Source organism: Streptomyces sp. NPDC002896, from assembly GCF_040295225.1.
Lineage (GTDB): Bacteria > Actinomycetota > Actinomycetes > Streptomycetales > Streptomycetaceae > Streptomyces.
This window is the reverse complement of the sequence record NZ_JBEOVA010000016.1, coordinates 119,422-145,066: the sequence shown is the minus strand read 5'-3', so window position 1 is coordinate 145,066 and position 25,645 is coordinate 119,422. Positions and strand designations below refer to the sequence as shown.

The 25,645-nt window shown below is 69.9% G+C and carries 27 protein-coding genes; 14 read left to right on the top strand and 13 right to left on the bottom strand.

Annotation, left to right across the window (positions count from 1 at the left end; all coding sequences use genetic code 11):
- Positions 1-46 precede the first annotated feature (46 nt).
- Positions 47-1,063 carry an aldo/keto reductase gene (locus ABT009_RS28110; protein WP_351300651.1) on the top strand — a complete coding sequence of 339 codons (1,017 nt, stop codon included), beginning with the start codon at positions 47-49 and terminating at the stop codon, positions 1,061-1,063.
- Between the two features lie 24 nt (positions 1,064-1,087).
- Positions 1,088-1,699, top strand: coding sequence for a TetR/AcrR family transcriptional regulator (locus ABT009_RS28105; protein WP_351300648.1), 612 nt, complete (start codon positions 1,088-1,090; stop codon positions 1,697-1,699).
- Between the two features lie 36 nt (positions 1,700-1,735).
- Here ABT009_RS28105 and ABT009_RS28100 read toward each other — a convergent pair whose 3' ends face one another.
- Positions 1,736-1,945, bottom strand: a complete 210-nt coding sequence (locus tag ABT009_RS28100; RefSeq protein WP_351300798.1) for a hypothetical protein — start codon at positions 1,943-1,945, stop codon at positions 1,736-1,738.
- A gap of 248 nt (positions 1,946-2,193) precedes the next feature.
- Positions 2,194-3,576, bottom strand: a complete 1,383-nt coding sequence (locus ABT009_RS28095) for a glycine--tRNA ligase (protein ID WP_351300645.1) — start codon at positions 3,574-3,576, stop codon at positions 2,194-2,196.
- Between the two features lie 196 nt (positions 3,577-3,772).
- Here ABT009_RS28095 and ABT009_RS28090 point away from each other — a divergent pair, with 196 nt between their 5' ends.
- From ABT009_RS28090 to ABT009_RS28075, 4 genes are all read left to right on the top strand, one after another.
- Entirely contained in the window at positions 3,773-4,762 is a 990-nt protein-coding gene (locus ABT009_RS28090) for a metal ABC transporter substrate-binding protein (RefSeq protein WP_351300796.1), read from the top strand.
- Positions 4,763-4,811: 49 nt separating this feature from the next.
- Positions 4,812-5,600, top strand: a complete 789-nt coding sequence (locus ABT009_RS28085) for a metal ABC transporter ATP-binding protein (RefSeq protein ID WP_351300642.1) — start codon at positions 4,812-4,814, stop codon at positions 5,598-5,600.
- 10 nt (positions 5,601-5,610) lie between these two features.
- Positions 5,611-6,573 (top strand): metal ABC transporter permease, encoded by a 963-nt coding sequence (locus ABT009_RS28080; protein ID WP_351300639.1) that lies wholly within the window; start codon positions 5,611-5,613, stop codon positions 6,571-6,573.
- A gap of 102 nt (positions 6,574-6,675) precedes the next feature.
- Positions 6,676-7,092, top strand: a complete 417-nt coding sequence (locus tag ABT009_RS28075) for a Fur family transcriptional regulator (protein ID WP_351300636.1) — start codon at positions 6,676-6,678, stop codon at positions 7,090-7,092.
- Between the two features lie 28 nt (positions 7,093-7,120).
- Here the strand turns inward: ABT009_RS28075 and ABT009_RS28070 are convergent, their stop codons facing one another.
- The 6 genes from ABT009_RS28070 to ABT009_RS28045 form a co-directional block, all read right to left on the bottom strand.
- A complete protein-coding gene (locus ABT009_RS28070) occupies positions 7,121-7,294 on the bottom strand; it encodes a YcxB family protein (RefSeq protein WP_351300634.1) in 174 nt (57 codons plus the stop codon).
- Positions 7,251-7,661, bottom strand: coding sequence for a hypothetical protein (locus ABT009_RS28065; RefSeq protein ID WP_351300631.1), 411 nt, complete (start codon positions 7,659-7,661; stop codon positions 7,251-7,253). Before ABT009_RS28065 ends, ABT009_RS28070 begins: the two co-directional genes overlap by 44 nt.
- A 52-nt stretch (positions 7,662-7,713) precedes the next feature.
- Positions 7,714-8,547 carry an isoprenyl transferase gene (locus ABT009_RS28060; RefSeq protein WP_351300628.1) on the bottom strand — a complete coding sequence of 278 codons (834 nt, stop codon included), beginning with the start codon at positions 8,545-8,547 and terminating at the stop codon, positions 7,714-7,716.
- Between the two features lie 68 nt (positions 8,548-8,615).
- Positions 8,616-9,362: a DNA repair protein RecO gene (gene recO, locus ABT009_RS28055; RefSeq protein WP_351300625.1), complete on the bottom strand. Its 747-nt coding sequence runs from the start codon at positions 9,360-9,362 to the stop codon at positions 8,616-8,618.
- A 39-nt stretch (positions 9,363-9,401) separates the two neighbouring features.
- Positions 9,402-9,617 (bottom strand): hypothetical protein, encoded by a 216-nt coding sequence (locus ABT009_RS28050; RefSeq protein WP_067285121.1) that lies wholly within the window; start codon positions 9,615-9,617, stop codon positions 9,402-9,404.
- On the bottom strand, positions 9,614-9,898 hold the full coding sequence (locus ABT009_RS28045) for a hypothetical protein (RefSeq protein ID WP_502989971.1): 285 nt from the start codon (positions 9,896-9,898) through the stop codon (positions 9,614-9,616). Before ABT009_RS28045 ends, ABT009_RS28050 begins: the two co-directional genes overlap by 4 nt.
- A gap of 114 nt (positions 9,899-10,012) precedes the next feature.
- On the opposite strand from ABT009_RS28045, the gene ABT009_RS28040 reads away from it, so the two are divergent.
- The 3 genes from ABT009_RS28040 to ABT009_RS28030 all read left to right on the top strand — a co-directional run bounded on the left by ABT009_RS28040 (position 10,013) and on the right by ABT009_RS28030 (position 12,680).
- Positions 10,013-10,846, top strand: coding sequence for a helix-turn-helix domain-containing protein (locus ABT009_RS28040; RefSeq protein ID WP_351300619.1), 834 nt, complete (start codon positions 10,013-10,015; stop codon positions 10,844-10,846).
- The gene (locus ABT009_RS28035) at positions 10,828-11,115 is read left to right on the top strand and encodes a DUF397 domain-containing protein (RefSeq protein ID WP_351300617.1); all 288 of its coding nucleotides are present in this window, start codon (positions 10,828-10,830) and stop codon (positions 11,113-11,115) included. The genes ABT009_RS28040 and ABT009_RS28035 overlap by 19 nt, the downstream gene beginning before the upstream one ends.
- A gap of 155 nt (positions 11,116-11,270) precedes the next feature.
- The gene (locus ABT009_RS28030) at positions 11,271-12,680 is read left to right on the top strand and encodes a hypothetical protein (RefSeq protein WP_351300614.1); all 1,410 of its coding nucleotides are present in this window, start codon (positions 11,271-11,273) and stop codon (positions 12,678-12,680) included.
- Between the two features lie 26 nt (positions 12,681-12,706).
- Here ABT009_RS28030 and ABT009_RS28025 read toward each other — a convergent pair whose 3' ends face one another.
- Positions 12,707-13,456, bottom strand: coding sequence for a FadR/GntR family transcriptional regulator (locus ABT009_RS28025; RefSeq protein ID WP_502989970.1), 750 nt, complete (start codon positions 13,454-13,456; stop codon positions 12,707-12,709).
- 269 nt (positions 13,457-13,725) lie between these two features.
- Here ABT009_RS28025 and ABT009_RS28020 point away from each other — a divergent pair, with 269 nt between their 5' ends.
- From ABT009_RS28020 to ABT009_RS28000, 5 genes are read left to right on the top strand one after another with little or no spacing between them, the layout of a single operon-like run.
- Positions 13,726-15,363, top strand: a complete 1,638-nt coding sequence (locus ABT009_RS28020) for an ABC transporter substrate-binding protein (RefSeq protein WP_351300611.1) — start codon at positions 13,726-13,728, stop codon at positions 15,361-15,363.
- 24 nt (positions 15,364-15,387) lie between these two features.
- Complete coding sequence (locus ABT009_RS28015; RefSeq protein ID WP_351300608.1) at positions 15,388-16,347, top strand: ABC transporter permease; 960 nt, start codon at positions 15,388-15,390, stop codon at positions 16,345-16,347.
- A complete protein-coding gene (locus ABT009_RS28010) occupies positions 16,347-18,401 on the top strand; it encodes a dipeptide/oligopeptide/nickel ABC transporter permease/ATP-binding protein (RefSeq protein WP_351300606.1) in 2,055 nt (684 codons plus the stop codon). Before ABT009_RS28015 ends, ABT009_RS28010 begins: the two co-directional genes overlap by 1 nt.
- Entirely contained in the window at positions 18,398-19,477 is a 1,080-nt protein-coding gene (locus ABT009_RS28005) for an oligopeptide/dipeptide ABC transporter ATP-binding protein (protein ID WP_351300603.1), read from the top strand. Before ABT009_RS28010 ends, ABT009_RS28005 begins: the two co-directional genes overlap by 4 nt.
- Positions 19,477-20,412 carry a dihydrodipicolinate synthase family protein gene (locus ABT009_RS28000; RefSeq protein WP_351300600.1) on the top strand — a complete coding sequence of 312 codons (936 nt, stop codon included), beginning with the start codon at positions 19,477-19,479 and terminating at the stop codon, positions 20,410-20,412. Before ABT009_RS28005 ends, ABT009_RS28000 begins: the two co-directional genes overlap by 1 nt.
- Positions 20,413-20,494: 82 nt before the next feature.
- Here ABT009_RS28000 and ABT009_RS27995 read toward each other — a convergent pair whose 3' ends face one another.
- The 4 genes from ABT009_RS27995 to ABT009_RS27980 all read right to left on the bottom strand — a co-directional run bounded on the left by ABT009_RS27995 (position 20,495) and on the right by ABT009_RS27980 (position 25,570).
- Complete coding sequence (locus ABT009_RS27995) at positions 20,495-21,211, bottom strand: response regulator (protein WP_351300598.1); 717 nt, start codon at positions 21,209-21,211, stop codon at positions 20,495-20,497.
- Positions 21,208-22,449: a sensor histidine kinase gene (locus ABT009_RS27990; RefSeq protein ID WP_351300790.1), complete on the bottom strand. Its 1,242-nt coding sequence runs from the start codon at positions 22,447-22,449 to the stop codon at positions 21,208-21,210. Before ABT009_RS27990 ends, ABT009_RS27995 begins: the two co-directional genes overlap by 4 nt.
- A 112-nt stretch (positions 22,450-22,561) precedes the next feature.
- Positions 22,562-24,670, bottom strand: coding sequence for an MMPL family transporter (locus ABT009_RS27985; RefSeq protein ID WP_351300595.1), 2,109 nt, complete (start codon positions 24,668-24,670; stop codon positions 22,562-22,564).
- A gap of 195 nt (positions 24,671-24,865) precedes the next feature.
- Complete coding sequence (locus tag ABT009_RS27980) at positions 24,866-25,570, bottom strand: TerB family tellurite resistance protein (RefSeq protein WP_351300592.1); 705 nt, start codon at positions 25,568-25,570, stop codon at positions 24,866-24,868.
- Positions 25,571-25,645: the final 75 nt, after the last annotated feature.

Here is a 25,645-nt window from a genome sequence, read left to right as displayed (position 1 = left end):
GGTGGGGGTGTCCTGCTTTTCCCAGCGAATGAGCCATGGAGCCACCATGCAAACGCGCACCCTCGGGTCCACGGGCCCGCGCACCTCCGCTCTCGGCCTCGGCTGCATGGGCATGTCCGCGCTGTACGGCGATGCGGACCGGGCCGAGTCGATCGCCACCATCCATGCCGCTCTCGAAGCGGGCATCACCCTGCTCGACACGGGCGACTTCTACGGCATGGGCCACAACGAACTGCTGATCAACGAAGCCCTGCGCACCGCCCCCGCCTCCCTGCGCGAACAGGCCCTCACCAGCGTGAAGTTCGGCGCACTGCGCGACCCGGACGGCCGCTGGTCCGGATACGACGGCCGTCCGGCCGCGGTGAAGAACTTCGCGGCGTACTCACTGCAGCGGCTCGGCGTCGCCCACATCGACATCTACCGGATCGCGCGAGTGGACCCCGAGGTGCCGATCGAGGAGACGGTCGGCGCCATAGCCGAACTGGTCGAGGCGGGACACGTCCGGCACATCGGCCTCTCGGAGGCGGGCGCCCACACCATCCGCCGGGCCGTCGCCACGGCTCCCATCTCCGACCTCCAGATCGAGTACTCGCTGATCTCCCGCGGCATCGAGGCGGAGATCCTCCCCACGGCCCGCGAACTGGGCGTCGGCATCACGGCGTACGGCGTGCTGTCCCGCGGTCTGATCTCCGGCCACTTCACCCGGGACCGGCAGCTGGCCGCGAACGACTTCCGCGGGATGAGCCCCCGCTTCCAGGGCGAGAACCTGCAGCACAACCTCGACCTCGTCGACGCCCTGCGAAAGGTCGCCGAACAGAAGGGCATATCGGTCGCCCAGACGGCGATCGCCTGGGTGCTGGCCCAGGCCGGCCGGCACAACGCCGACATCGTGCCGCTCATCGGCGCCCGCAGCCGCACACGGCTGACGGAGGCGCTCGGCGCCCTGAACGCCGTCCTCGACGAGGCCGACCTGAGGGCGATCGAGGAGGCCGTGCCGGCCGGATCCGCCGCGGGCGACCGCTACCCCTCGGCACAGATGGGACACCTCGACAGCGAGCACTGATCCACGACCGGTACGGTCAAGCCCATGGCACCCGAGCCCCTGACCGCCGAGCGCATCCTCGAAGCGACCGAGGAGGTGCTGCGCCGCCACGGCCCGGCAAAGGCCACCGTGGTCGACGTGGCCCGCGCACTCGGCGTCAGCCACGGCAGCGTGTACCGCCATTTCCGTACGAAGGCGGAGCTGCGGGAGGCGGTGACGAAGCGCTGGCTGGACCGCACGACCGAGACGCTGCAGCAGATCGCCCAGGCCGAGGGCGAACCGACACCGAAGGTGCTGAGGCAGTGGCTGGCCGAGCTGTTCGCGGCGAAGCGGCACAAGGCGGGCGGCGATCCCGAGCTGTTCGCCACGTATGAGGTGCTGCTCGATGAGAACAGCACCGTCATCGAGCAGCACATCGCCGATCTCGTGGGCCAGCTCACCCATATCGTCGAAGAGGGCGTCCAGCGGGGCGAGTTCACGGCCGGGGACTCGGATGCCACCGCGACGGCCCGTGCGGTGTTCGACGCGACGGGCCGCTTCCACGACCCGGCGTACGCGCCGGAGTGGTCGCGCCCCGGCATCGAGGACGCCTTCACGTCCGTGCTCGAGCTCGTGCTGCGCGGGCTGGGCGCCGACACCCACGGTTCCGCCGGCTGACCGCCAGACCTCGATCGCCCGGGCCTGCTACGGCCGCTACGCCTCGGCCGACGGATCCAAGGTCGCCTGGTGCGCCTCCGCCAGATGCTCCTGCGCCTTGAGCCAGGGCAGGAACTGGGCACCCTTGCGCCAGCCACAGGTGTCACAGACGAGCGAGCGCTGGACCCCCGCCCGCCGCACCCGGACGATGTGCTCCCGCCCGTGCTGGTCCCATCTGCTGACCTTGCTGGTGGTCATCGACGGCATCATGCCTCCCGGCCCTGGATACGTCGCGCCCAGTGTGCCCGAACACGAAGACGAACAGGACCACTTCCGCCGTTGTGGGCAATCGTTCCGCAGGGCGATGGGGGTCCCCCTGCAGCGAAGCCGAGAGCTTGGGGGAAGGTGGGCACAACCCACGACGGCGGGTGCGCTTCAAATGGGGGTGGGCCCAGGCATACGACGGTGCCGGGCCCCATTCAGGAACCCGGCACCGTACAAGCACAGCGCAGCGCCTAGCAGCCGATCAGTCGGCTGGCCAGATACCCCTCGATCTGGTCGAGAGAAACCCGCTCCTGCTTCATCGAGTCACGCTCACGAACAGTAACGGCGTTGTCCTCAAGCGTGTCGAAGTCCACGGTCACACAGAACGGCGTACCGATCTCGTCCTGGCGACGGTAGCGACGCCCGATGGCGCCGGCGTCGTCGAACTCGATGTTCCAGTTCTGCCGCAGCGTCTGCGCAAGGCCCTTGGCCTTCGGCGACAGCTCCGGGTTCCGCGACAGCGGGAGCACCGCGACCTTCACCGGGGCGATGCGGTGGTCGAAGCGCATGACCGTGCGCTTCTCCATCTTGCCCTTGGCGTTGGGCGCCTCGTCCTCGTTGTAGGCGTCCAGCATGAAGGCGAGCATGGTGCGGCCGACACCGGCCGCGGGCTCGATGACGAACGGCGTGTAGCGCTCGCCGGCCTCCTGGTCGAAGTACGACAGGTCCTGGCCGGAAGCCCCCGAGTGCGCCGACAGGTCGTAATCGGTGCGGTTGGCGACGCCCTCGAGCTCGCCCCACTCGCTGCCGCCGAACTGGAAGCGGTACTCGATGTCAGCGGTGCGCTTGGAGTAGTGGGAGAGCTTCTCCTTCGGGTGGTCGTACCAGCGCATGTTCTCCTCGCGCAGGCCGAGGCCCGTGTACCAGTTCCAGCGCTCCTGCATCCAGTACTCGTGCCACTTCTCGTCCTCGCCCGGCTTGACGAAGAACTCCATCTCCATCTGCTCGAACTCGCGGGTGCGGAAGATGAAGTTGCCCGGCGTGATCTCGTTGCGGAACGACTTGCCCATCTGGGCGATGCCGAACGGCGGCTTGCGGCGCGAGGTCTGCTGGACGGCAGCGAAGTTGGTGAAGATGCCCTGCGCGGTCTCGGGGCGCAGGTAGGCGATGGAGCCGCTGTCCTGCGTCGGGCCGAGGTGCGTGGACAGCAGACCCGAGAACTGCTTGGGCTCGGTGAACTGGCCCTTGTTGCCGCAGTTCGGGCAGTTGATGTCCGCGAGGCCGTTCTCCGGGAGACGGCCGTGCTTCGCCTCGTACGCCTCCTCCAGGTGGTCCGCGCGGTAACGCTTGTGACAGGAGGTGCACTCGGTGAGCGGGTCGGTGAACGTGGCGACATGCCCGGAGGCCTGCCAGACCTCGGTCGCAAGGATCACCGACGAGTCGATACCGACGACGTCCTCGCGCGAGGTGACCATGTAGCGCCACCACTGGCGCTTGATGTTCTCCTTCAGCTCGACGCCCAGCGGCCCGTAGTCCCAGGCGGCGCGCTGGCCGCCGTAGATCTCACTGCACGGGTAGACGAAGCCACGGCGCTTGCTGAGGCTGACGATGGTGTCGATCTTGTCGGCGGCCACGGTGCTCTCTTCATTACGACGGCGATGAAGCGGAGTGCTTCAGAGCGATAGCGATTGGTTCAGGTTACCGGCGCTCACACCCCCCGGATCAAATCGGTTCGCCCCTCCACGGCCCTCTGACCGCGCAGTGGCCGTGCACAGGGCTTTCCAAGACCTTTATTGACAATCGTTTCCAGATTTGTTGAAAATGACTGTCATGAACGTACGCCGCAATCCGGCCACCCCCCGACCCGGTTCCCGAATACGTACCGGCATCGCTGTCGCCGCCGTCACCGCGCTCGGCCTCGGCGCGCTCTCGGCCTGCTCCACCTCCAACGCCGCGGAGGGCAACAGCAGCGGCAAGCTCGACGTCGTGGCGTCGTTCTACCCCATGGAGTTCCTCGCCGAGGAGATCGGCGGGAACCACGTGGCCGTGACCACCCTCACCGAGCCGGGTCAGGAGCCGCACGACCTGGAGATCAGCGCCCGCCAGACCGCGCAGCTCCAGGAGGCCGACGCCGTCCTCTACCTCAAGGGCCTCCAGCCCGCCGTCGACGACGCGGTTCAGCAGTCCGAGGTCAAGACCAAGATCGACGCCGCCACGCTGACCAGCCTCGAGAAGCACGGCAACGAAGTCGGCGGGCACGCCGAGGAGCATGACGACCACGCGGCCGAGGAGGGCGGCGGCACGGACCCGCACATCTGGCTCGACCCCGTGAAGTACGCCCAGGTCGCAGAGGGCGTCGGCAAGGCCTTCGAGAAGGCCGACCCGGACAATGCCGCGGAATACAAGAAGAACACCGCCGCGTTGGTCAAGAAGCTCGACGGCCTGAACACGCAGTTCAAGGACGGTCTGGCGAACACCGACTCCAAGGTCTTCATCACCACCCACGCCGCCTTCGGCTACCTCGCCGAGCGCTACGGCCTCACCGAGGAGGCCATCACCGGTCTCGACCCCGAGACCGAGCCGAGCGCCGAGCGCGTCAGGGAGCTCCAGGAGATGGCCAAGGCCGACGGCGTCACCACCGTCTTCTACGAGACGCTCGTCAGCGACAAGACGGCGAAGACCATCGCGAACGACGCGAACCTGAAGACCGATGTGCTCGACCCGATCGAGGGCATCACCGACAAGTCCAAGGGCGACGACTACTTCGAGGTGATGGAGTCCAACCTCCAGGCACTGAAGAAGGCACTCGGCGCCAAGTGACGCCGGTACCCCCTCCGCACCGCCGGAGCAGCACGGAAAGGCGCAAGCCATGAAGGCCACCCGGGCCGAGAACCCCACCGACCCCGTCATCACACTGCGCAGGGTGACGGCGGAGCTCGGCTCGCGCCCCGTGCTGCGGGGCATCGACCTCACCGTGCACCGCGGTGAGGTCGTCGCCCTGCTCGGCGCCAACGGCTCCGGCAAGTCGACGGCGGTCCGGACGGTCATCGGCCAGGTGCCCGTCAGCGGCGGCGAGATCGAGATCTTCGGCACCCCGCGCCGCCGCTTCCGCGACTGGGCGCGCGTCGGCTACGTACCGCAGCGCACCACGGCCGCGGGCGGCGTGCCCGCCACCGTGACCGAGGTGGTCTCCTCCGGGCGCCTCTCGCGCGCCCGCTTCGGCATGCTGCGCAAGGCCGATCGGGAGGCCGTGCACCGGGCCCTGGAGCACGTCGGCATGGCGGACCGCGCGAAGGACTCCGTCAACGCGCTCTCCGGCGGCCAGCACCAGCGCGTACTGATCGCGCGTGCCCTCGCCGCCCAGCCCGAGCTGCTGATCATGGACGAGCCGATGGCCGGCGTCGACCTGGCCAGCCAGGAGGTGCTCGCGGCCACCCTGCGCGAGCAGGTCGCGGCCGGCGCCTCCGTCCTGCTCGTGCTGCACGAGCTCGGACCTCTGGAGCCGCTCATCGACCGCGCCGTGGTCCTCCGTGACGGCTGCGTCGTCCACGACGGGCCACCCCCGGCCGCGGTCGGCCAGCACGCGCTGCCCGGCCACGACCACGTCCACCCGCACACCGCCGACGCCGAGCCGGTACGTACCGGCCTGCTGAGTTAGGACCCCGGCGATGGAAATCCTGAACTACGCCTTCATGCAGCGGGCCCTGCTCGCCGCCGTCCTCGTCGGCATCACCGCACCCGCCGTGGGCATCTACCTCGTCCAGCGCCGCCAGGCCCTGATGGGCGACGGGATCGGCCACGTCGCGATGACCGGCGTCGGCCTCGGCTTCCTGCTGTCGACGTCCCCGGTGTGGATGGCGACGGCGGTCGCCGTGCTCGGCTCGGTGATCATGGAGCTGATCCGCTGGTACGGCAGGACGCGCGGCGACATCGCCCTCGCCATGCTGTTCTACGGCGGTATGGCGGGCGGTGTGATGCTGATCAACCTCGCGCCGGGCGGCTCCAACGCGAACCTCAGCTCCTACCTGTTCGGTTCCCTGTCGACGGTGTCGCAGGGGGACGTGCTCGCCATCTGCCTGCTCGCCGCCTTCGTCGTACTCGTCACGCTGGGCCTGAGGCGGCAGCTGTTCGCCGTCAGCCAGGACGAGGAGTTCGCGCGGGTGACGGGCCTGCCGGTACGAGCCCTGAACCTGCTCACCGCCGTCACCGCGGCGGTCACGGTGACCGTCGCCATGCGGGTCGTGGGCCTGCTGCTGGTCAGCGCGCTGATGGTGGTGCCCGTGGCGGCCGCCCAGCAGCTCAGCCGGAGCTTCGCCGCGACCTTCGGCATCGCGGTGACCATCGGCGTAGGCGTCACGCTCGGCGGCACGGTCACGTCGTACTACCAGGACGTGCCGCCCGGCGCGACCATCGTGCTGCTGACCATCGCCGTGTTCATCGCCCTGACCGCACTGGCCACGCCGCTCGCCCGGCGCAGGGCGCGGGCCGCCGCGGCCGCTGCCGGGGCCGAGGCGGGGGCGACGGACTGCGCGCTTCCGGAGGCCGGGACGGGGGCCGGAGCCGGGGCAGACGCGGCTCCGCAGCCGGCATCGGAGAAGGTGCCGGCCGGCGGCGCCGCGGCGCCGCGGTGAGTATCTGCCGGCACCGGGACGGGGCGCTTGGCGTGGACAAGCGTCCCACTGTGCCGGGGCCACCTGGCACAATGGCCCGGCAGCTGATGTGAGGAGGAACCGGTGACGACCGCTGGACCAGTACGGGGCCGATCCACCCGGCAGCGTGCAGCCGTGGCAGCCGCGCTGGACGAGGTGGACGAGTTCCGCAGCGCGCAGGACCTCCACGACATGCTCAAGCACCGGGGCGACTCTGTCGGGCTGACCACGGTCTACCGCACCCTGCAGTCCCTCGCCGACGCCGGTGAGGTCGATGTGCTCCGCACGAACGACGGCGAGGCCGTCTACCGCCGCTGCTCGTCCGGCGAGCACCACCACCACCTGGTCTGCCGCGTCTGCGGCAAGGCCGTCGAGGTGGAGGGCCCGGCCGTCGAGAAGTGGGCCGAGGCCATCGCGTCCGAGCACGGCTATGTGAACGTCGCCCACACGGTGGAGATCTTCGGCACGTGTGCGGAGTGCGCGGCGCGGGCCGAGAACTGAGCCCCGCCCCCGCGCTTTCGGGCCCTTCTCAGACCCGGCTCAGATGCCGGTCGAAGAGGGCCCGCAGCCGTTCCGCGTCCTGCGGGGAGCTCAGGCCACGCTTCGGCAACACCTCCAGGACCAGGATGTTCGGGTCGCGACTGAGCAGCACCAGGTGGTCACGCGTCTCGCGGTAGCCGCGGAACAGCGACCACCGCTGCACCAGGGTCGTGTGCTCGGTCTCGGCCCGCTATCCCGGCGTCGGTCACCGTCGTGCGGTATTCGCCCTGCCAGGAGACGAGCCGCAGTACGTGGTGGGCCTGGAGGTGCGGGAGGGACCAGATCAGCACCGGAAGCATGACCGCCAGGGCCAAGGAGAACGCGGCGGACGCGCTGTTCACCGCGTCCGCGGTCATTACGTGCCGAACGGCCAACGCCAGGAACATCAGCACGAAGGCCCACCGCAGCACCACGAGGCGCCGGATGCGGTCCCGCACCCCGATGCCCGTGCGTATGTCCCTACGCGTCGGCCGGTAGACCAGCTCGACGACGTCCGTGCCCTGGATGGTGTCCCGCCCCTGGTGAACCATGGGCGGAACCCTAACGTCCCGTTCCGCCTTCCGAAACCGAAAGCCGGACGCACTACGCCTGCTTGCCCTCCATGGCGAGCAGCTCCTCGTTCGGGATCGCCCCGCCGAAGCGGCGGTCGCGCGAGGCGTACTCCAGGCAGGCCCGCCACAGGTCGCGACGGTCGAAGTCCGGCCACAGGACGTCCTGGAAGACCATCTCGGCGTAACTGGACTGCCAGATCAGGTAGTTGGACGTGCGCTGCTCGCCGCTCGGGCGGAGGAAGAGATCTACGTCCGGCATGTCCGGGTAGTACAGATACTTCTGGATCGTCTTCTCGGTGACCTTGGCCGGGTCGAGCTTTCCGGCCGCGACGTCGGCCGCCAGCTTCTGCGCGGCGTCCGCGAGCTCGGCCCGCCCGCCGTAGTTCACGCAGAAGTACAGCGTCATCGCGTTGTTGTCCTTCGTCTGCTCCTGCGCGATCTGGAGCTCCTGCACGACGGACTTCCACAGCTTGGGCATGCGACCCACCCAGCGGATACGAATGCCGAGTTCGTCCATCTCGTCACGTCGGCGCCGGATGACGTCCCGGTTGAAGTTCATCAGGAAGCGGACCTCGTCCGGCGAACGCTTCCAGTTCTCCGTCGAGAAGGCGTACAGGGAGAGGTTCTTCACGCCCATCTCCAGGCAGCCCTTGAGCACGTCCATGACGACGCTCTCGCCGACCTTGTGGCCCTCGGTGCGCGGCAGACCGCGCTCCTTCGCCCACCGGCCGTTCCCGTCCATGACGATCGCCACGTGGTTCGGGATCAGCTCACCGGGCAGCTTCGGCGGACGCGCCCCGGACGGGTGCGGCTCGGGGGCCTTGTACTCGCGGCGGGGGCGTCCGAGGATCCCGCGTCGTGCCATGAGGCTCACGTCTCTCTGCTCTCGACTTTCTGCTTGCTGGGTGAGGGTCGTCGCTACTTGTCCACGTGCTACTTCTCCACGTACCGCAGGGAGCGCAGTCCCCGCTCCAGGTGCCAGTGCAGATACGCCGACACCAGGCCGCTGCCCTCCCGTACGTGCCGAGGCTCGCACGCGTCCGCGGTCTCCCAGTCGCCCGTCAGCAGCGCGCCGAGGAGGACGAGCGCCTCCGGCGAGGGTACGACGCTGCCGGGCACGCGGCAGTCGGCGCATACGGAACCGCCCGCCGCGACCGAGAAGAACCGGTTCGGACCGGGCATTCCGCACCGGGCGCAGTCGCCGAAGCTCGGCGCGTAGCCGTTCACGGCCAGCGACCGCAGCAGGAAGGCGTCCAGGATGAGATTCGGCGCGTGCTCGCCACGGGCGAGGGTGCGCAGGGCACCGACGAGCAGCAGGTACTGCTGCACCGCCGGCTCACCTTCATGATCAGTGAACCGTTCCGCCGTCTCCAGCATGGCCGTGCCGGCGGTGTAGCGGGCGTAGTCGGTGACGATCCCGCCACCGTACGGAGCTATCGTCTCGCTCTGCGTACAGAGCGGCAGCCCGCGACCGATCAGCTCGCTTCCGCGCGCGAAGAACTGCACGTCCACATGGGAGAAGGGCTCGAGCCGCGCCCCGAACTTCGACTTCGTCCGGCGCACTCCGCGGGCGACGGCACGCACACGGCCGTGTCCGCGGGTCAGAAGCGTGATGATGCGGTCGGCCTCACCGAGCTTCTGGGTCCGCAGCACGATGCCGTCGTCCCGGAACAGACTCATGGAGCCATTCTCTCCCACGGCCGGGCGTGCCGTGGCGGGTCACGGCACCTCGCCCCGGCTGCGCGCGTTCGCGTACGCGGTGGCCGCGCGCAACCGTTCCGCCGCGGTCGCGGCCCGTACGGCTCCGGGTTCGCAGTCCCACTCCCGGCCGCCGCCGAGCGGTCTGAGCTGAACGTACGACCCCTCGTGGCCCACCACCCGGCCCACCTTGCCGGTACGGGTGTCGACGGCGTACGAACCGATGGGGGGCTTCATCGTGCGGCGCCCCCGTTCGCGTCGGGGGCCGCATCCGGCGTCTCGGCCGCACTCGGCGCCCGGCCTCTGAGGGCCGCCGCCAGGCGCGCGGCGGTGTCGACCGAACATCGGCCCAATTCGATCAGCGGGCATGGGGCATCGCGCGCCACGGTCACCGGGTCGATCCGCAGGGAAGGCAATGCAATTCCCGCCCGCGCAAGCGCCATGCGCAATTCCGTCACCGTCTCCTCCGCCTCCTCGACACACCGCGCCGAGTGTCGTGTTCCATCTTCCGCCTTCACCGGTTCCCTTTCCCTCCGACTTTCCATGCTTCACATCTCCACGATGCCGTTCCACGCCTACACTCGACAGGAGCCGGATCTCTACAAGTGCGGTGCGCACCAAGGGGGTTGGCCATGGCCAACGGTTCACAGCAGGCGGCTTGGGAGTTCTTCGGGGCAGAACTGAAACGACGCCGCGAAGACACGGGTTTCACCCAGGTGGAGCTGGGTGCCCGGGTCTTCGTATCCGGTGCATACATCGGCCAATTCGAACAGGCAATTCGCAAGCCCCAGTTGGATGTCGCCCAACGGATCGACGACGTCCTGCAAACCGGCGGTTTTTTCGAGCGGATGTGCAAGAAGCTCATCAATGACCGGCGCTATGCGGATTACTTCGCGCCGGTAGCAGAACTGGAAGCTTTGGCCACGAAAATCTGTGAGTTTGCCCCCGCGGTCGTCCCGGGGCTGTTGCAGACAGCCCCGTACGCACAGGCCGTCACCATCGCGGCAAACCCGTTCGTCACGGACGAGTACGTGGAGGAGAAGGTGTCGGCCCGAGTGGAACGGGCCCGCATTCTCAGGGACGCCACAAGGCCGGAGTATTGGGCGATCCTGCACGAGAACGTGCTGCACGTGCCTGTGGGCGGCGCGGACGCCATGGCCGAGCAGCTGGAACACATCGCCGCGCTGGCTCGCGAACGCAAGGGGCTGGTGACGGTGCTCCCTCGCTCGGAGGGGGCACACGCCTCTATGGCCGGTGCCCTGAAGCTCATGGAGTTCGAAGACGCGCCGCCAACCGCCTATACAGAGACGTCGTTTTCCGGAGATCTGCTCGACGATCCGGCAGTGGTGAAGCGGGCCCTGCGCGCCTACGATCTCGCCAGGGCCGCCGCACTGTCGCCCAAGGCGTCCCTCGCTCTGATCGAGTCGACGGCTGAGGACTACAGACGATGCACCAGTACGACCTGACCGCCGCCCGGTGGCGCAAGAGCACCCACAGCAACGGCGAAGGTGGCGACTGCCTAGAAGTGGCCTCCGACTTCGCAGGCGCCGCCCGCTGGCGCAAGAGCACCTACAGCAACGGCGAAGGCGGCAGCTGCCTCGAGGTCGCCGACGGTCACCCCGGCGTCGTCCCCGTCCGGGACAGCAAGGTCCCGGACGGTCCCGTGCTGGTGGTGACCGCCGAGGCGTGGGCGCCGTTCGTAGCCGAGGTGGCGAGGACCGGCTGTTGCGTTTGAAGATCTATGTCGCAGAGGGAGACTCGCCCGGTCTGCGGAGTCGCCCAGGCCACGATGCGTACGCCAGCTTGTTCGACGGTGACGGAGCGGCTGTCACGCGAGATGGCGACGGCCTGACACGCTGGCAGACCGCCGACCTGCACGCTTCCACGAAGATGATCGAGGTCTCCGTGCCGGAGACCTCGACCGTCGACCAGTTCACGCAGACGTGTTTAGCCGAGGCACGCTCGGCACAGCTCGCCTGCTGGCCGACGGATCCGCTGGACGTATGGCTCGTCGATGCGGTCACGGGCAAGAGGCTGGAGGCTGGGCAGCGCGTCACCGACCTCGATCTGGCAGAGGGCGACGTGCTGGTGCTGTGTATCGAACATCCGCCCCAGGCTCTCTATTCGCTCGCACCCATCCCCGACTCGGCCGCGCTGATCCGCAGGCTGCAGCTCGCTGAAGGCGTACTCCCGCCGGACGGCGGCCCGCGTCTGTGGGGGGTGCTGCTGTACACCGACGCCGACGCGGAACTCGCGGCCTATGTCCGTACGCATTTCGAGGATCTGAACGCCCTCTCCGGGCCGGCGACCCGGGTCTTCGTCATCGAGCGTCCCGCCGACTGGCGTACGGCCAAGAGGTACTGGCGCAAGAACCTGGAACCGGAGTTGTACCGGGTGCTGTCCACGATGAGATGGCTCACCTGGCAGCCCTACGACCGTCAGGGCGCGTACGAGATCGCCGACCTCATGGGCGTGGACCGGGACCTCCTGCCATGCCTGGTGTTCTTCCACCCGTCCGGAGGGCCGCTGGCCGAGGCGGAGAAGGTCGTGTTCTGCATCGAGGATGTCTCGGTCGGCTACTTCCGCTCCCTGTTCGGCGGTATCTCGGCAGCCCTGCGGCCGGCCGATGGCGCGCCCTCCCCGAGCCTTCGGGAGCAGATGTCCGCCGAGGAGCGGGCGGCTCACTCGCGGTTCGAGGCATGGTTCGCGGAACTGCAGCGGCGTGATCCGGAATGGTGGCGCGGGCCGCTGCCGACCATGCCCGAGCCATCGCTGGAGGAGACGCTGCACACCCTCGCGGCCAGGGGGCGCGGCGCCGACGCCGAGGCATTCGCGCGGGTACGCTCGGCGGCGCAAGCCATCAGAAGCCGGCTGAGTCCCGCGCAGCCGACCCGTCCTGATCACACGCACACGTTCCACAACTGCCGAGTCGTCGTCACTTCAGGAGCAGCGGTGTCGGAGAACTTCTACTTTCAGGGCGAGAACACCACGTTCATCAACCGCCCGCAGGACACGGTCATCCGCGACTTCCAGAACACGTACGGGGCGGGCGCAGACGCCGAGGACCTGACCAGGCTGCTTGAACTGGTCCTGTCCAGCCGGGACTTGACGGACAGCGAGCGCAACGAAGCGGCAGGCGCGGTACACGACGTGGCCCGGCTCAGCGCCGAACCCGAACCCGACGCGCCCGCCGTCCGGACCCGGCTCCAGCGCCTTCGGGAGCTGCTGTCCAGCAGCGCGGACATCGCCCAGCCCGCGCTCGCCATCATCGCGTCGGTGACGGCCCTCTTCGCGGGCTGAACCACGTACGACCAAGGCGCGGCGCGTCAGCCGACCCCGCGAGTCGCCTGACCCGTCCGCGCCTCGATTCCCCTGAAATGGTCCGCCATCGCACGCTGCGCGCCCTCGACGTCGCGGGCGCGCAGCGCCGTCAGGATGTCGCGGTGGCGGCGGACGGTGAGGCCCGGGGTCGGGTCGTCGGTCCAGCCGCGGGCCGCGGAGACGCGGCGGAAGACGTTCCAGAAGGCGCCCAGAAGCTGGGGTACGAGCGTGTTGCCGAGCGACTGGTAGAGCACCTCGTGGAACTCTCGGTCGAGTTCCGGGAAGGGACTGCCCGTACCGCCGGTCTCCTCCATGCGGACGACGATCGCTTCAAGCCGGTCGAGTTCCGCGTCGGTCAGCGAGGCCGCGACCCTGCGTATGAGCCCCTCCTCCAGTACCTCTCTGACCTGCAGGATCTCGCCCAGGGCCCGGGTGTCGTCGTCGAGCTGGGAGAGCGCCCGGAAGGTGAGGCCGTCGACGAGAGGGGTCAGCGAGGCCTGGCCGACGTACGTGCCGTAGCCGTGGCGGATGTCGACGATGTCGAGGGCCTGGAGCGCCTTGAGGGCCTCGCGGACGGAGTTGCGGCTGACGCCGAGGTCCTCCATGAGCTCGGTCTCGGTGGGCAGCGGGGCTCCCGGCTGGAGCTTGCGGTCGAGTATCAGCTCCATGACCTCGCGCTGGATCTGGCCGCTCACGCGTCGCTCGCGGGCGGACCGGGGGCCGGGGTTCCTCGGCCCCGAGGGCTGCTCGGACATGCGGCACATCGTACGCGCGTGGACGTCCTACGTCCCACGTCTGCCGGAAACCTGTTCCCCGATCCGCCTGCGAGATCCACTCGCCAACTGCCCTGATTTCAAGGTGCCATTGGTCGCACCTCTGGAGGAAGTGCGATTCGTGCGCGGTCCCTTGACCGCCCTCGGACCCCCTCTTATGGTCACGCTGCTGGGCATGACGTAGGACGTCGTATCTCCCCCACTCCGCCCCCAGTCCCCCTCCCCCCAAACCTCTCCTCCCAGGAGGAACCGTGCGCGACGTGACCCATGTACCGGCGCTGCACCGCCGGTCGTTCCTGAAGTACACCGGCGCGCTGGGCGCGGCCGCCGCCGTCACCTCGACGCTGTCGGCCTGTTCGGCGGGGCCGGAGTCCACCAACGAGACCGACGACGGAAACGGCAAGGGCGGTCTCGACACGCTCACCGCGGTCATCGGCTATGGCAACGACCAGAGCTGGGATCCGCTGATGACGGCGTCGGCGTTCAGCATGGCCGCCAACCACCACATCTACGAGGGTCTCCTTGACACCGACCCGATCACCCGGGAGCCGTATCCCGCGCTGGCCACGGCGGTTCCGTCCGACCTGTCCGCGACGACCTGGAAGTTCACGCTGCGCGACGGCGCCAAGTGGCACGACGGGAAGCCGGTCACGGCCGACGACGTCGTCTTCACCTTCGGCCGGGTCCTGGACCCGGACACACAGACGCTCGCCAAGAACTTCTTCGGCTCCTGGCTGAAGGAGGTCAAAAAGGTCGACGACCAGTCCGTGGAGCTGGTGCTGAAGTTCCCGTTCCCGGAGGGCGCTCCCCGGCTGACGCTCGCCAAGATCATGCCGAAGCACGTGTACGACCAGCCGGGTGCGCTGGACGAGGCCGCCAAGGGGAAGGCGGTGGGCTCGGGACCGTACCGGCAGACCGCGCACCATCCGAAGTCAAACACCACGTTCGAGGCCTTCGCGGACTACAACGGGCCGCGCAAGGCCAACTTCAAGAAAATGAACTGGCTGTCGATCGTGGACGCCGCGCCGCGCGTCGCCAAGATCTCCGGCGCGAGCGCGGGCGCGCAGATCTCCGACAACATCCCGTACGCCAACATCGACCAGCTGAAGAAGGACGGGCTGACGGTCGAGGGCGGCGCCGGGATGAACCATCTGTTCCTGCTCTTCAACACCGCTCACAAGCCGTTCGACGATGTGCGGGTGCGGCAGGCGCTGCACTACGCGATCGACACGGAGAAGATGATCTCGGCCGCGCTGCGGGGGCACGGCAAGCCGGCGACCTCGTACCTCAACGAGGGCAACCCGACGTACCGCAAGGCGAAGACGGTCTACGCCTACGACCCGGACAAGGCCAAGCAGCTGCTGGAGGAGGCGGGAGTCAGCGGGCTGAAGGTCAATCTGATGGCCGTCAACGTCAGCTGGATCGTGGACTGCCTGCCGACCATCAAGGCCTCGTGGGACGCGATCGGGGTGAAGACGACGCTGGAGCCGCAGGAGACGGCGGCGCTGTTCACGAAGCTCGACCAGAAGCAGGACTTCCAGGTCGTCGCGGCCGCGTCCAACCCGAACCAGTTCGGGCTCGACGCGGACCTGATCATGCATTACAACTACGGGCCCGGCAACACCTGGATGCGGTACGCCCGCTGGGAGGACAGCTCCGAGGCCAAGGCCCTGTTCAAGATGATGGACCAGGCCACGCGCGAGCCCGACGCCGAGAAGAAGAAGCAGATGACGCAGGAGTACATCGACGTCGTCGCCGAGAACGCCGTGATCTACCCCGTCGTCCACAACGAGCTGATGACTGCCTGGGATCCGAAGAAGATCACCGGTATCAGGCCGCAGCCGTATCCCGGGATCAACGTCCTGCAGGCCAAGCCCGCCGCCGGCTGACCCGCCCCACACGGAGGCCTGACCGTGGTCGCGATCGCCAGGATCCTCGTCCGCCGTATCGCCCTGCTCGTCCCGCTGATGCTCGGCATCGTGCTGTTCGTCTTCCTCGTGATGCGGTTCTCGGACAGCGATCCGGCATCGGCGTACTTCCAGGGCGCGAACCCGACCGAGCAGCAACTGCACGACTTCCGTGAGGCGAACGGGCTGCTCGATCCGCTGCCGGTGCGCTACGTCGACTTCGTCGGCGACCTGCTCCGCGGCGACATGGGCATCAGCGTGCTGACCAGGGCACCGGTCGTCGACCAGGTCACCACCGCGCTACCGCTCACCATGCAGCTGACGTTCATGGGGCTCGGGATCGCGGTGGTGCTCGCCCTGCTCGGCGGGGTCACCGCCGCGATCTACCGGGACCGGCTGCCCGACCAGCTGATCCGGGTCGTGTCGCTCACCGGGGTCGCGGCGCCCGGCTTCTGGCTCGCGCTGCTGATGATCCAGTACCTGGCCGTCGACCGGGGCTGGTTCCCGACCGGCGGATACATCAACCCGGCGGACTCGTTCAGCGGCTGGCTGAAGACGATGACGCTGCCGGCGTTCGCGCTGTCGCTGCCGGTCGCCGCGCAGCTCATCCGCATCGTGCGTACGGCGGTGGTGGAGGAGCTGGACAAGGACTACGTGCGCACGGCGATCGGCAGCGGACTGCCGCCGGTCGTCGTGGTCGGGCGGAACGTGCTGCGCAACGCGCTGATCAACCCGCTGACCGTGCTCGGCCTGCGGGTCGGCTATCTGCTCGGTGGCGCCGTCGTCATCGAGACGATCTTCTCGTTGCCGGGGATGGGGAAGCTGATGATCGACGCCGTGAAGAACGGCGATCCGGCCGTCGTGCAGGGGGTCGTGCTGACGACGGCCTTCGGATTCGTGATCGTGAACCTGGTCATCGACATCCTCTATCTGCTGGTCAATCCGCGTCTGAGGGGTGCCGCGTGATGCCCGCTTTCCTTACGAGGGGGCGGCTGGCCGAGCGGCTCTCCCGGCCCGGCATACGGCTGCGCGGGTTCCGGGCACTGCCCGTCGTCTCGCGGATCGCCGTCGTGGTCATCGGCGTCGTCGTCCTGATGGCGCTGCTCGCCCCGCTCATCGCCCCGCACGACCCGCTCGACCAGGCCCCGCTGATCGACCGCGGCCACGGCGAGGGCGCCCCGTCGGGCGAGCACTGGATGGGGCAGGACAGCCTGGGCCGCGACATCCTCAGCCGGCTGATGTACGGGGCCCGCTGGTCGCTGGCCATCGGCCTTGGGGCCACCGGTCTCGCCCTCGTCGTGGGCGCGCTCCTCGGCGCGATCGCCGCGACCTCGCGCAAGGCGGTCGACGAGACGCTGATGCGGTGCCTGGACGTGGTCATGGCGTTCCCGGGGATCGCGCTGGCGGCCGTGCTCGTGGCCGTGTTCGGCGGTGGCATCCCCGTCCTGATCTGCGCGATCGCGTTCCTCTACACACCACCGGTGGCCCGGGTCGTACGGGCCAACGTGATGGACCAGTACGGCGAGGACTACGTCACCGCGGAACGCGTCATCGGGGCGCGGACGCCGCACATCGTCCTGAAACACGTGGCGATCAACTGCGCCGCTCCGGTGCTCGTGTTCTGCACCGTGCAGGTGGCGGAGGCGATCGTCTTCGAGGCGTCGCTGTCCTTCATCGGCGCGGGCGTGCGGCCGCCGGACCCGTCGTGGGGCAGCGTCATCGCCGACGGCAAGAACATGGTGCTGACCGGCGGCTGGTGGGCCACGGTCTTCCCCGGGCTGCTGATGCTGGTCACCGTCCTGTCGCTGAACATCCTCTCGGAGGGGGTGTCGGACGCGTGGGCCGCGCCCGCCGCCCGCGACGTACCGGCGGCGAAGGCGCGTACGGAGGACCGGTTGGAGGCGGCCGAGCCGGGGACAGGTGTGGTGCTCGAGCTGCCCGGGCTCACAGAAGCGGCGGCCCGGCTGCGTGAACGCGCCCGTCCGTTGCCGCAGGGCCCGCCCGTGCTGGAGGTGTCCGGGCTCGCCATCGGCTTCGACGCACGTCACGACGGCGTCGACATCGTCGACGGGATCAGCTTCGACGTACGCCCCGGTGAAGTCCTCGGCCTGGTCGGCGAGTCCGGCTGCGGCAAGTCGCTGACCGCGCTGACCGTGATGGGCCTCGAACCGAAGGGCACCCGCATCCGCGGCAGCGTCACGTTCGACGGCCGGCAGCTGATCGGCATGCCCATGCGCGCGCGGCGCCGCCTCCTCGGCCATGACATGGCGATGATCTACCAGGACGCGTTGTCGTCGTTGAACCCGGCGATGACGATCCGCGCGCAGCTGAAGCAGGTCGTACGCCGCGGAGGGAAGCGTTCGGCGACCGAGTTGCTGGAGATGGTGGGCCTCGACCCCGAGCGGACCCTGCGCAGCTATCCGCACGAACTGTCCGGCGGCCAGCGCCAGCGCGTACTGATCGCCATGGCCCTGTCGCGCAGCCCGAAACTGATCGTCGCGGACGAGCCGACGACCGCGCTGGATGTGACGGTTCAGGCGCAGGTCATCGAGCTGCTGTTGCGGCTGCGCGCGGAGCTGGGCTTCGCGCTGATCCTCGTCTCGCACGATCTGGCGCTGGTCGCGGACGTCACGGACCGGGTGGTGGTGATGTACGGCGGGCAGATCGTCGAGACCGGTGTGACCGCCGACCTCGTCGAGGCCCCGGCGCACCACTACACGCGCGGGCTGCTGGGTTCGGTGTTGTCGCTGGAGTCGGCGGCGGAGCGGATGACGCAGATCAGGGGCGTCGTGCCGTCGCCCGCGGACTTTCCGGCGGGCTGCCGGTTCGCCGACCGGTGCCCGATGGCGAGCGGGGTGTGCCGGGAAACGGCGCCGGATCTGGTGGGGCCGAGGGAGCTGGGGGACCGCGAGCCACGGGATCTGGCGGACCGCGGCCGCCGGCACGCCGTGGCCTGCCACCATCCCGCGGTCGGGGTGGACCTGGCCGGGCCCCGAGGGAACGAGGAGGCCGTCAAGTGAGTCTGCTCTCGCTTTCCGACGTGCATGTCGTGCACAAGGCGCGTACGGGCGGGCTGTTCTCCCGCGACCGGGTGTACGCGCTGACCGGCGCGGATCTCACCCTCGAGCCCGGCGAGACCCTCGGTGTCGTGGGCGAGTCCGGGTGCGGCAAGTCGACGCTGGCCAAGGTCCTGGTGGGAGTGCAGAGGCCGACGGCCGGCGCGGTGTCGTTCCGCGGCCGCGACCTGTGGGCCATGAAGCCCGCCGAGCGCAGGGCGACGATCGGCAGCCGCACCGGCATGATCTTCCAGGACCCGTCGACGGCGCTGAACCGCCGGCTGACCGTACGGCAGATCCTTCGCGATCCCCTGGACGTCCACCGACGAGGGACACCCGCCCAACGGGAGGAGCGGGTACGGGAGCTGATGGCGCTGGTCGGCCTGCCGCGCGTCCTCGCCGACGGGCTGCCCGGGCAGCTCTCCGGCGGGCAGCGGCAGCGCGTCGCCATCGCCCGCGCCCTCGCGCTGGAACCCGACCTGGTCGTTGCGGACGAACCGACCAGCGCCCTCGACGTGTCCGTACGGGCCCAGATCCTCAACCTGCTGCTGGATTTGAAGGAGCGGCTGGGGCTTGCGCTGGTGTTCGTGTCGCACGACATCCAGACGGTGCGGCGGATGAGCGACCGCGTGATCACGATGTACCTGGGGCGGATCGTCGAGGAGTCACCGGCCGGGGAGGTCACCGACCGGGCCAGGCATCCGTACACACGCGCGCTGTTCTCGGCGACCCCGGGGCTTCTGGACCCCATCGACCCGATCCCGCTGGTCGGGCCCGTCCCGTCGGCGACCCGCCCGCCGAGCGGCTGCCCGTTCCGTACGCGCTGCTGGAAGGCCGACGACGCGTGTGCGGTGGCCATGCCGGACTTCGCGGACGCGGCGACGCCCGGACACCGGTTCCGCTGCCACCATCCGGTGGGCGACGGCCAGTCGACGCACGAGCTGGTCGCCCAGGCTGCGACCCTCGATACAGCGGATGTCCGTATCGCGGCGGATGTCTCGCCGGACATCCCCACACAGATGAACGCCAGGGAGCCTTGATGACCTTTCCCGCCCCGCTGACCGGTGTCGTCCCGCCTGTCTGCACCCCCCTGACACCGGACCGCGAGGTGGACACCGCCTCCCTCATCAGGCTCGTCGACCATCTGGTGCAGGGCGGCGTGGACGGCCTGTTCGTCCTCGGGTCCTCGTCGGAGGCCGCGTATCTGCCCGATCGGCAGCGCCGGGCCGTCGTCGAGACGGTCGTGGGGCATGTGGGCGGGCAGCTGCCCGTACTCGCCGGGGTCATCGACATGACGACGCCCCGCGTCCTGGACCACGTCCGGTACGTCACCGAGGCGGGCGCCGACGCCGTCGTCGCCACCGCGCCCTTCTACACGCGGACCCATCCCGCCGAGATCGCCCGCCACTTCCGGCTGATCGCCGCCGGGTCGCCGGTGCCGGTCTTCGCGTACGACCTGCCGGTGTCGGTGCACTCGAAGCTGGCCGCCGGGCTGGTGCTCGAGCTGGCCGCCGAGGGGGTGCTGGCCGGGCTCAAGGACTCGAGTGGCGACGAGGGCGGGTTCCGGCAGGTGGTGATGGGGGCACGCGCGCGGAGTGATGTCGCCGGGTTCAGCGTCCTCACCGGGTCCGAGCTGGTCGTGGACTCGGCGCTGGCGATGGGGGCGGACGGCGTCGTACCGGGGTTGGGGAACGTTGATCCCGAGGGGTATGTGCGGCTCTATCGGTACTGCCGGGCGGGCGACTGGGAGCGGGCTCGGGCCGAACAGGAGCGGTTGTGTGGGCTGTTCGGGATGGTGGGGGTCGGGGATGCGGGGCGGATGGGGGGTAGTTCGTCGGCGTTGGGGGCGTTCAAGGCGGCGCTGTATCTGCGGGGGGTGATCGACTGTCCGGTGACCGCCGAGCCGCAGGTTCCGCTGTCCGCGGGGGAGGTGGAGCGGGTGGGGAAGTTCTTGGCGGGGGCGGGGTTGTTGTAGGGGGTTTCTCTTCCTCGATCCCGCCCCTTCCCGAACCTGGGGGCGCTGCCCCAGACCCCCGCATCGCCCTTCGGGCTCGTCCTCAATCGCCGGACGGGCTGAAATTGCGGGGTTGGGGAGAAACCAGCCCCGACTCATACGCCACGATCACCAACTGCGCCCGATCCCGCACCCCCAACTTCCCCATGATCCGACTGACATGCGTCTTCGCAGTAAGGGGACTCAACCCCAGCGCATCAGCGATCTCCGTGTTGTTGAGCCCCCGCGCAACCAACATCAGAACCTGCCGCTCACGCTCGGAGAGACAGTCGGGCCCGCCCGTCGCTGACGGAACCGTGTGCGCCCCCGGCCCGCGCAGGACACGGGCGATCAGCCGGGCCGTGGGCCCGGGCGAGAGCAGCGACTCCCCCGCGGCCACCGTACGGATGGCATCAAGCAGTTCCGCGGGTTTCACGTCCTTGACGAGGAACCCGGAAGCCCCTGCCCGCAGCGCCTCGATGATGTGCTCGTCCGTGTCGTACGTCGTGAGCACCAGGACCTTGACGCCCGCCAGATCCTCGTCCGCGGCGATGATGCGCGTCGCCTCGATGCCGTCCAGGTCGGGCATGCGGATGTCCATGACGACCAGGTCGGCGCGCGCGGACCGGGCCAGTTCGACGGCTTCCCGCCCGGTGGCCGCCTGGCCGACGACCTCCATGTCGCGGGCCGACTCGACGAGCATCGCGAAGGAGGCGCGCACCAGGGTCTGGTCGTCGGCGAGCAGCACCCGGATGGTCCCCGGCTCATGCGGCGGATTCATCGCACCTCATCTCGTATCGAAGTTCCCGGAGTTCGCAGAGGAAGGACGGCCCTGACCGCGAACCCACCCTCCGGCCGCGCCCCCGCCTCCAGCGTGCCGCCCACGCTGCGAGCCCGCTCCCGCATGCCGACGAGCCCGAACCCGGGCGTGCCGCCGGGCGCGGCCGCCCCGTCATCGGTCACCTCCACATGGAGCGCGCCCTCGGCCGCGCGAAGGCCGACGCTGACCGTGATGTCCGGGCCCGCATGGCGCACGGCATTGGTCAGCGCCTCCTGCACGATGCGGTAGGCGGCGGCGCCCACGGCGGGCGGCACATCCTCGGCAGCCACCGTCAGGTCGACCTTGGCGCCGGCGGTCCGTGCCGCCTCCGCCAGGTCCGGTACGCCGTCGAGGCCGGGCAGCGGGCCGCGGGCGTCGGCGGTCTCGGTGTCCCGCAGCACCTCGAGCGTGGCGCGCAGTTCGCCGCGCGCGGTACGGCAGGTCTCCGCGATGTCGTCCAGCGCCCCGGCGACGGCCTCCCGGTCGAGCCGGCCGGGGTCGGCGGCCAGCACATGCGCGGCCACCGAGGTCTGCACTCCGACGAGTGTGATGCTGTGCGCCAGCAGATCGTGCAGGTCCCGGGCGATGCGCAGCCGCTCCTCCGCGACCCGGCGGCGGGCCTCCTCCTCGCGGGTGCGTTCGGCGCGTACGGCACGCTCCACGATGGACGCGTGGTACTGGCGGTAGAAGCGGACGTCGACCCCCAGGAACAGCACCGCGATGAGCCAGCCGGAGATCCGCAGCAGTTCGAGGGCCTCGTGGGTGCTGACGGTGAGCATCACGCTCAGGGCGATGCCGAGGACGGCGAAGCCGGTCAGCATCGTGCGCAGCGGGCGGCCGGTGACGGCCACGGTGTAGAGCACGATGTACGACGCCGGGATCGGCGCGAGGTGGTTGTTGTCGAGGGCGTGGTACGGAGCGGCGCACACCACCAGCGCGGCCAGGGCCCGCAGCGGATGTCTGCGCCGCCACACGACCGGCGCATGGACCGCGAGCAGCAGCACCCAGCCGAGGGCGTCGGGCCTGCGCGCGTCGTCGGTCAGCAGCGCGATCAGTACGGCGGCGACCGCGACCGCCCCGGCGAGCAGGGCGTCCTTGCGCAGCGCGTGCGGCGCGGTCAGAGGGTCGCGGCTGATCGCCTCGATGATCCGCTCGCCCAGTAACGACCGCCGCTCCTCCGTTGACGATCGCGGGCCGATCCCGGCCGCCCCGCCCTGTGTCGCCGTCGTGCTCTCCCCGTCCTGCACGGCTTCATCCTCCCGTACGGAGACGCTCCTCCGGCAGGGTTCGGCCGGAGGAGCGTCCAGGCGGTCAGGGCACACGCACGGCCACTGGCTCGGGAGCGCGGGGCTCCGGGGCCTGCGGTGCCCGCGACAGCTTCCCCGGCCACCACACGGTCCGGCGCAGCAGCACGCTGGCCGTCGTCACCAGGTACGTCCGTACGAGGAACGTGTCCAGCAGGACGCCCACCGCGATGACGAAGCCGAGTTCCACCAGGCCCACGAGGGGCAGCGTGGTCAGGACGGCGAACGTCGCGGCGAGTACGACGCCCGCGGAGGCGATCACGCCGCCGGTCGTGCGCAGTGCGGTGAGCGCCGCGGTCTCGGGTTCCGCGCCCGACCGCGACTCCTCGCGCATGCGGTGCATCAGGAAGATGCCGTAGTCGACGCCGAGGGCGACGAGGAACACGAAGGACAGCAGCCCGAGTCCGGGGTCGGTGCCCGCGAAGCCGAGGACGGGTTCGAAGACCAGGCCGCCGATGCCGAGGGCCGCGCCCCACACGGCGACGACGGCGACGAGCAGCATCAGCGGCGCGACGATGCTGCGCAGCAGCGCCATGAGGATGACCAGGACGGCGCCGAGGACGAGCGGCACCACGACGCTACGGTCCCTCGCCTGACTGTCGGCCAGGTCGATCTGCTGGGCGCTGGGCCCGCCGACGTATGCGCCGTAGTCGTCGTCGAGCCCGTCGCGCAGCGCCTTGATCGTGCGGGTCTCGCCGGCCGTCTCGGGCGCGTCGGTGGCGAAGACGGAGATCTCGGTCCAGCCGCCGCCGCTGCGTCCGCGGACCGCCTCGGCGACGCCGTCCGTCGAGCGGGCCTTGTCGAGTGCCGCGCCGGCCCGGTCGGTGGGCGCGATCACGCTGATCGGCTGGCTGCTGCGCCCGGGGTACTCGCGGGCCAGCGTCTGCATCGCGGCGATCGACTCGGGCTTGTCCGTGAAGGAGTCCTCCTGCTTGAGGCCGCCGGGCAGGTTGAGCGCCCCCAGCGCCAGCGCGCCGAGCAGCACGGCCCCGCCCACGAGCACCACCGCGGGCCTGCGCGTCGCCGAGGTGCCCATGGCGGCGAACAGGGACCGGCGGGCCTTGGGTTCGCTGCCGAACGCGGGCACGAGCGGCCAGAACACGCGGCGGCCGAGCAGGACGAGGACCGCGGGAAGCAGCGTCGTCATCGCCACCAGCGCGGCCAGTACGCCGACCATGCCGACCGGGCCCATGCCGCTGCTGCTGTTGAGGTCGGCGGCGAGCAGGCACAGCAGCCCGGCCGCGACGGTGCCGGACGACGCGAGGATCGCCGGGCCGCAGCCGCGCAGGGCTGCGCGCATGGCGTCGTACGGCCGCTCGTGGCGCCGTAGTTCCTCGCGGTAGCGGGAGACCAGCAGTAGCGCGTAGTCGGTGCCGGCGCCGAGGACGAGGACGGTCATCACGCCACCGCTCTGGCCCGTGATGGTCACGTCGAAGGCCCGGTTGAGCCCGTACGCGGCGGCCATCGCCGTGCTCGCCGCGGCGCCCGCGACGGCGAGCGGCACCAGCCACAGGAACGGGCTGCGGTAGATGAGGATCAGCAGGACCGTGACGACGCCGAGCGTGGCGTACAGCAGCGTGCCGTCGATGGCCCCGAACACCTCGGCCATATCGGTGTTGAGGGCCCCGGGCCCGCCGACCTCGACGCTCAGTCCCCCGCCGCCGTCGGCGATGTCGCGGACGCCGTCGACGAACGCGTCGCGGGCCTCCTCGTCCTGGCCCGGGCCCGTGCTCGACACCGGGTACATCAGGGTGCTGCCGTCCTTGGACGGGACGCCCTCGGGCTTCGCCGTCAGGTCGTACGCCGACGCGACCTCACGGACCTGGTCGGCGGCCGTGTTCCGGTCGGCTGCGGTCAGTCCGCCCTCGCGGTGGTACACGAGGACGAGATCGGTGGACTCGCCGCCGGGCAACTCGTCCTGGATCCGGGCGACCTGCGTGGAGTCGGCGCTGTCGGGCAGGTAGTCGACCGCGCGGTTCTGCTGCGCGTCGCTGAACTTGCCCGCGAGCGGCCCGGCCAGCAGGAACACGGCCACCCACAGTCCGAGCACCACCCAGGGCACGGCTCGCCGGCGCCGTGCCGACGCCGGTCGCTTCATGGTCGTTGCGGGCCCCATCGACGGGCCTCCCTCCGCCAGAGGAGTCTGGATGATGTCCAGACTCCCGGCGGGGCGAGGTCGATTCGTCGCGCTCGAGGGCGAGTTCGCGGCTACTGCCGGGGGCGTCCCGGACCGGGAATTACTCCCCCGGGAGTACCGCCGGGCGCGGGCTCCGGCCCGCTGGGAAGGCCCCAGGCCCCCGAGACGCAGGCGTCAGAACGGCGCCCGCGCCGCCGCCAGCAACCGCGTCACATCGTCATCCGGAATCGTCAGCGCCCGCCCCACCGTGGTGAGGACGTCCCGCTCGGCGGGCGTGTACGGGCCGTCGGCCAGGGCGATGCGGGCGGCCTGCAGCACTACCGACTCCCGGCCCGCGGGGACGAGGTGGGGCGCCAGCGGATCGAGGGCTTCGTGAAGCTCTATGGCGAGACCGGCGAGGCTGGAACCGCACTGTTCGGGCAGCAGCCGGCCAGTATCGGCGGCCAGTGCCTCGATGAGCGCGGCGAGCTGTTCCTCGGTGCAGTCGTCGGATCCGGCGCAGCGCACGGCGGCGACGGCGGTCTCCAGCGCCGCACGCGAGGGGACACCGCCCGACGCAAGGACGGCTAGGGCCACGGTGTGGACGGCGTCGCGGAGCATCGCGGCGAGGCGGGTGGTCGTCGGGTGGCCGAGGACGTCCGTGCCGAAGCGGTGGCCGCACGCCGTGCATTCGACGACCGGTCCGATGGCACCGCGCGCCTGCAGTGGGACACCGAGCAGGATGAACCGGCGCCGCCCGGTCCTGCGCTGGTAGTTGCGGTCGCCCCCGCAGCCGGGGCAGAAGAACTCACCGTCGCCGACGGTGCTCCACACGGTGCGAATGCCGAGAATGCGCGCCATGGCAGAACTACGGCCGTTTCGTCCCCATCCTGGCAGCACGTCGTCGCACCTCCGTAACCCCGCGGCAACATCGTCGCGTTGGCGTGATGTTAGCCACATCGATGATGCGGCGTC

What these genes read in the sequence shown, in the direction of transcription:
- ABT009_RS28110 (WP_351300651.1), top strand. Translation starts at nt 47, where the DNA reads ATGCAAACGCGCACCCTCGGGTCCACGGGCCCGCGCACCTCCGCTCTC.
- ABT009_RS28105 (WP_351300648.1), top strand. Translation starts at nt 1,088, where the DNA reads ATGGCACCCGAGCCCCTGACCGCCGAGCGCATCCTCGAAGCGACCGAG.
- ABT009_RS28100 (WP_351300798.1), bottom strand. Translation starts at nt 1,945, where the DNA reads ATGCCGTCGATGACCACCAGCAAGGTCAGCAGATGGGACCAGCACGGG.
- ABT009_RS28090 (WP_351300796.1), top strand. Translation starts at nt 3,773, where the DNA reads ATGAACGTACGCCGCAATCCGGCCACCCCCCGACCCGGTTCCCGAATA.
- ABT009_RS28085 (WP_351300642.1), top strand. Translation starts at nt 4,812, where the DNA reads ATGAAGGCCACCCGGGCCGAGAACCCCACCGACCCCGTCATCACACTG.
- ABT009_RS28080 (WP_351300639.1), top strand. Translation starts at nt 5,611, where the DNA reads ATGGAAATCCTGAACTACGCCTTCATGCAGCGGGCCCTGCTCGCCGCC.
- ABT009_RS28065 (WP_351300631.1), bottom strand. Translation starts at nt 7,661, where the DNA reads ATGGTTCACCAGGGGCGGGACACCATCCAGGGCACGGACGTCGTCGAG.
- ABT009_RS28060 (WP_351300628.1), bottom strand. Translation starts at nt 8,547, where the DNA reads ATGGCACGACGCGGGATCCTCGGACGCCCCCGCCGCGAGTACAAGGCC.
- recO (WP_351300625.1), bottom strand. Translation starts at nt 9,362, where the DNA reads ATGAGTCTGTTCCGGGACGACGGCATCGTGCTGCGGACCCAGAAGCTC.
- ABT009_RS28050 (WP_067285121.1), bottom strand. Translation starts at nt 9,617, where the DNA reads ATGAAGCCCCCCATCGGTTCGTACGCCGTCGACACCCGTACCGGCAAG.
- ABT009_RS28040 (WP_351300619.1), top strand. Translation starts at nt 10,013, where the DNA reads ATGGCCAACGGTTCACAGCAGGCGGCTTGGGAGTTCTTCGGGGCAGAA.
- ABT009_RS28035 (WP_351300617.1), top strand. Translation starts at nt 10,828, where the DNA reads ATGCACCAGTACGACCTGACCGCCGCCCGGTGGCGCAAGAGCACCCAC.
- ABT009_RS28030 (WP_351300614.1), top strand. Translation starts at nt 11,271, where the DNA reads ATGATCGAGGTCTCCGTGCCGGAGACCTCGACCGTCGACCAGTTCACG.
- ABT009_RS28025 (WP_502989970.1), bottom strand. Translation starts at nt 13,456, where the DNA reads ATGTCCGAGCAGCCCTCGGGGCCGAGGAACCCCGGCCCCCGGTCCGCC.
- ABT009_RS28010 (WP_351300606.1), top strand. Translation starts at nt 16,347, where the DNA reads ATGCCCGCTTTCCTTACGAGGGGGCGGCTGGCCGAGCGGCTCTCCCGG.
- ABT009_RS28000 (WP_351300600.1), top strand. Translation starts at nt 19,477, where the DNA reads ATGACCTTTCCCGCCCCGCTGACCGGTGTCGTCCCGCCTGTCTGCACC.
- ABT009_RS27995 (WP_351300598.1), bottom strand. Translation starts at nt 21,211, where the DNA reads ATGAATCCGCCGCATGAGCCGGGGACCATCCGGGTGCTGCTCGCCGAC.
- ABT009_RS27985 (WP_351300595.1), bottom strand. Translation starts at nt 24,670, where the DNA reads ATGGGGCCCGCAACGACCATGAAGCGACCGGCGTCGGCACGGCGCCGG.